This window comes from Algibacter sp., assembly GCF_049667265.1.
Taxonomy (GTDB): domain Bacteria; phylum Bacteroidota; class Bacteroidia; order Flavobacteriales; family Flavobacteriaceae; genus Algibacter_B.
This window is the reverse complement of sequence record NZ_JBATHX010000122.1, coordinates 1-5099: the sequence shown is the minus strand read 5'-3', so window position 1 is coordinate 5099 and position 5099 is coordinate 1. Positions and strand designations below refer to the sequence as shown.

General features: G+C 31.6%; 4 protein-coding genes. All 4 read left to right on the top strand.

Features of this window, described 5'->3' with window-relative positions:
• Positions 1–93 precede the first annotated feature (93 nt).
• Entirely contained in the window at positions 94–882 is a 789-nt protein-coding gene (locus WBN21_RS04340; protein ID WP_424198063.1) for a polysaccharide biosynthesis/export family protein, read from the top strand.
• A 6-nt stretch (positions 883–888) separates the two neighbouring features.
• Positions 889–3354: a polysaccharide biosynthesis tyrosine autokinase gene (locus tag WBN21_RS04335; RefSeq protein ID WP_424198062.1), complete on the top strand. Its 2466-nt coding sequence runs from the start codon at positions 889–891 to the stop codon at positions 3352–3354.
• A 16-nt stretch (positions 3355–3370) separates the two neighbouring features.
• Positions 3371–4246 carry an ABC transporter permease gene (locus tag WBN21_RS04330; RefSeq protein WP_424198064.1) on the top strand — a complete coding sequence of 292 codons (876 nt, stop codon included), beginning with the start codon at positions 3371–3373 and terminating at the stop codon, positions 4244–4246.
• Positions 4246–5099 (top strand): ABC transporter ATP-binding protein (locus WBN21_RS04325; protein ID WP_424198061.1); only part of this gene is annotated, 854 nt, incomplete at its 3' end. The genes WBN21_RS04330 and WBN21_RS04325, both read left to right, overlap by 1 nt.

Here is a 5099-nt window from a genome sequence, read left to right as displayed (position 1 = left end):
CTGCAAATAACGCACAAAAAACCAAAAAACACGTTATAAGTTTTATTGTTCATAACGAAAACTTATATTTGTGAGAAATCAATTTGCCTCAATATGAAGCCTTATTTTCCAGTTGTACTTTTAGTTATAAGTGTGCTTTTTAGTTCCTGTATATCCAATAAAGACCTTGTTTATTTACAAGACAAAGGAGATGGAAACGCCGATGAAATAGTGGTGACTGAAACTCCTAAGCCTTATAAAATACAAGTTGACGATATTTTAAGTATTAATGTAAAAGCTTTAGATCCTGAGCTTGTGGGAATATTTAATCCAATTGAAAGTACTACCGGAGGAACTGGTGGTGGTGGATTATATTTTAGTGGTTTTACAGTAGATTTACATGGTAATATTGAATTCCCGATTTTAGGAAAAATTAATGTGCTTGGATTTACTATTGAAGAAATAAAAACAAAAGTTAAAGATGAACTTTTGAAACAATATTTTAAAGAAACAGCCGAAATATATGTAACTGTAAAATTAGCAGGATTAAATTATACAGTTACTGGAGAAGGTGTTTCAGGAGTTTTTACAATATTTCAAGACCGAGTAAACATCATTGAAGCTTTGGCAAATGCAGGAGGACTAACCGATACCGCTAATAGGAAGGATATATTAATAATTAGGCAGTATCCTGGAGGTCAAAAAATTCATCATATTGATTTAACCGATATTAAAGCTATGCAATCACCGTTTTATTTTATTCAACCTAATGATATTATATTGATTAAACCTTTAAAACGTAAAGCAATAGGAGCAGGCCAAACTGCTCTTCAAAATTTAACAGCGGTGGCATCCATATTATCAGTTTTAGTTTCAACCTATTTTTTAACTAAGAATCTTTAAGTTATTATGGAAGAAGAATTCGATGTTTTAGATTCGCAATCGCAAAAGCCTTCATTTGATATCAAGGCATTTCTGATTCGTGTTCTTAGTTATTGGAAATTATTTATATTGTTTATTGGAATTGGAATATTTGTTGTTTACCAGCAAAATATTCGAAAACAAGAGTCATTTAGACTAGGTACGCAAGTTTCCATTGAAGAAGAATCAAATCCATTATTTACATCAACAACAAGTTTAACCTTCAATTGGGGTGGTGTTTCAGGTAAAGTACAAACCTTAATAACCTCTTTAAAATCTAGATCTATTCATGAAAAGGTGGTTAATAATTTAGAGTATTACGTTACCTATCAAAAACAAGCAAGATTTAGAAAAGATGATATTTATACAGATGCACCTTTCAGAGTAAATGTAACACCAGATGCTTACCAGTTATTAAATATTCCAATTAGAATAAGGTTTCTTCAAGAGGGCAAATTTGAATTGTTTGTGAATTTTGAAAGTACTGTTGTCAGAACTCAAAATTATTTAACACATAAAATAGGAACCTTAGATGTTCCATTGGGTGAGTTTAAAAAGGTGTTTAACTTAGGTGATGCCATTGAATTACCATTTGTGAGCGGCGTTTTTTATATAGCTGAAGGGAGAACTGTTAATGAAAATGATGAGTTTTTTGTGACCTTTAGTGATTTTGATGCTGTTGTGGGTAAATACAGAAACAAATTATATATTGATAACCCTAGGAATTCAGCCATATTGAATTTAAGTATGGTAGATGTAAATAAAGGTAAAATAGTGGATTACCTGAATGAAACGGTTACAGTTTTAAGTGAGGATCAGTTAAATAGAAAAAATCAATTTGTTACCAATACAATAAAATTTATTGATGAACAATTAAGTCGTGTGAAAACACAACTTATTTTAAATGCAGATTCATTAAATAACTATAAACAGAAAAATAGAATTTTTAATATTGATGATAAAAGTGTCGCTATTAATGGAAAACTAACGGATTTAGATTTAGATAAAGATGAAATTACCAGACAACTTGAGTATTACGCAAGTTTGAAAAATTATTTATTAACTAGTAATAGTTTTACAGAAGTTCCGGCACCCGCTGTTTCTGGAATAGATGAAGGTAATATACTGGCTAACGTTTCTAGAATTAATGCTTTATCTGTTCAAAAATCCAAATATGGATCAACCGTAAGAAAAGATGCTACCATTTTTGCTGACTTGGATAGGCAAATTGAAGGGATAAAAGAAGTGCTTTTAGAAAATATTAGTTCCGTTACTAACGAATTAAAAAGGGTTAGAGTAACCATTAATAATAAAATTGCGATTGAGGATGCCAAAATTAAAAAACTTCCAGAAGCGCAACAAAAATTGTTCGACATTCAAAGGCAATACACATTAAGTGAGAAAACCTATAATGTATTTTTAGCAAAACGCGGGGAGGCTGATATTATCAAATCTGCGAGTGTTTCAGATATTTTGGTAATCGATAAAGCAAAAGATACTGGGGCGGCGCCTTTAGATTTGAAATTGAGTTCTCGTTATTTATTTGCAATTATTGGTGGCTTTTTACCTCCGTTACTTCTAGCTTTTCTTATAACATTTCTTGATAATAAAATACATAACCCACAAGTTCTTGAAAATTTATCATCAATACCGATGTTAGGAGTTGTTGGTATAAATAAATTAGAAAATAACTTAGCCGTACATTTAAAACCTAAATCTACAATTGCCGAAGCTTTTAGGTCTATTCGGTCTAGTTTGCAGTATTTTTATAGAAAACACAATTTAGAGGGCACTAAAACGGTATTAGTAACATCTTCAGTGAGTGGAGAGGGTAAAACTTTTTGCTCCATTAACATAGCTACTGTATTGGCTATGAGTGGTAAAAAAACTATTTTGGTTGGTTTAGATTTAAGAAAGCCTAAAATATTCGGAGATTTTGATATTAAAAATGATATTGGGGTTGTAAATTATTTAATTGGCCAACAAACTATTAATGAAGTAATTCAGCTAACTGATGTAGCTAATTTGGATGTTATAACCTCTGGGCCTATACCACCTAATCCTTCTGAATTATTAATTGGAGAGAAAATGGATAATTTGATTGAGACTTTAAAAAAGTCCTATGATTATATTGTTTTAGATACACCTCCAATTGGGCTTGTTGCAGATGCGCTAGAGCTTGTTGAATATGCCGATGCAACTGTGTATGTGATAAGGCAAGATTATACTAAAAAAGGCATGCTAAATCTTATAAATTCTAAATATAGTAAAGGTGAAATTAAAAATTTAAGTTTTGTTTATAATGGGTATAACCAAAAAGGAAAATACGGCTATGGCTACGGTTATGGCTACGGTTATGGCTATGGCTACGGCAGTTATGGCAACGGTTATAATGATGATGAACCCGTTAAAAACAAACTATTAACGCGAGTTAAATCTTTATTTAAAATATAATTTAATACCTATAAAAATATTGACTGATAAAAACGAAAATTGGCTTTATACCATTTCTCCAAAGCAAAAGTTGTTTGATTTAAACCTTAAAGAGATTTGGTACTATCGTGATTTACTAATATTATTTGTAAAGCGAAATGTAATAACGGTTTATAAACAAACTATACTTGGACCACTTTGGTATTTTATACAACCGCTATTTACTTCCATAATTTTTACCCTGATATTTAATAATATGGCAAATATCCCCACAGGGGAAGGCGTGCCGCCATTTTTATTCAATCTTGCTGGTATTACATGTTGGAATTATTTTAAAGAATGTTTAACTGGCACAAGTAATACTTTTGGTCAAAACCAAGGCTTATTTGGCAAAGTTTATTTCCCAAGAGTCATTGTTCCCTTGTCTGTTGTTTGTACCAATTTGGTTAAATATGCCATCCAAATTTTAGTTTTTGTAGGTTTTTATTTTTACTACGCCTTTTTTGCAGAAGATAAAATGACCGCTCATATACAAAGTGCCATTGTGTTTTTGCCAGTATTAATTATAGTAATGGGTCTTTTAGGACTAGGCTTAGGTATGATAATTTCTTCAATGACAACAAAGTATAGAGATTTAAAGTTCTTAATAGGTTTTGGTGTACAATTACTAATGTATGGGTCGGCTGTCATGTATCCATTATCTTATTTTAAACAAAAACTTCCTGAAATTTCATGGGTTGTAGAGTATAATCCTATGACCACAATAATTGAGGCTTTTAGATTTATGACTTTGGGAGCAGGAGATTATTCCTTAACAAAAATGTTGTATACAGTTTTCATTGCAGTTATAATTTGTCTATTTGGGTTAATTATATTTAATAAAACGGAAAAAAGTTTCATAGATACAATTTGATGAAAAAAGATATCATTTTAAAAGTAGAAAATCTTTCTAAGCAATACCGTTTGGGTTTAGTAGGCACAGGTACTATTGGTCATGATTTAAATAGATATTGGAGTAGAATAAGAGGGAAAGAAGATCCCTATCTAAAAATTGGAGACAGCAATGATAGAAGTACCAAAGGTACCTCAGAGTATGTTTGGGCATTAAAAGATATTAATTTTGAAGTTGAACGCGGAGAAGTTCTAGGTATAATTGGTAAAAACGGTGCTGGAAAATCAACACTATTAAAAATACTTTCAAAAGTTACCAGTCCTACAACCGGTGAAATAAAAACAAAAGGAAGAATAGCATCGTTATTAGAAGTGGGGACAGGTTTTCATGCTGAAATGACAGGTAAGGAAAACGTTTTTTTAAACGGAGCAATTTTAGGAATGACCAAGAAGGAAATTCAATCTAAACTTGGCGAAATTGTTGAGTTCTCTGGTTGTGAGCGTTATATTGATACACCTGTAAAGCGGTATTCTTCCGGGATGACGGTACGTTTGGCATTTGCAGTAGCAGCGCATTTAGATCCCGATATCTTAGTTATTGATGAGGTACTGGCTGTTGGTGATGCCGAGTTTCAAAAAAAGGCCATTGGTAAAATGCAAGATATAAGTAATAGCGAAGGAAGAACCGTATTGTTTGTAAGCCATAATATGGGAAGTGTTCAAAGCTTATGTACAAGAGGCATTCTATTAGAGAATGGTAGAGTTACATTTTCTGGAAAAATAGAAGATACTATTTCAAAATATCTAATTGGAGATAGAAAAAGTATCTCAGATTTATCAACGGTAACCGATCGACAAGGAAAAGGTAATATGTT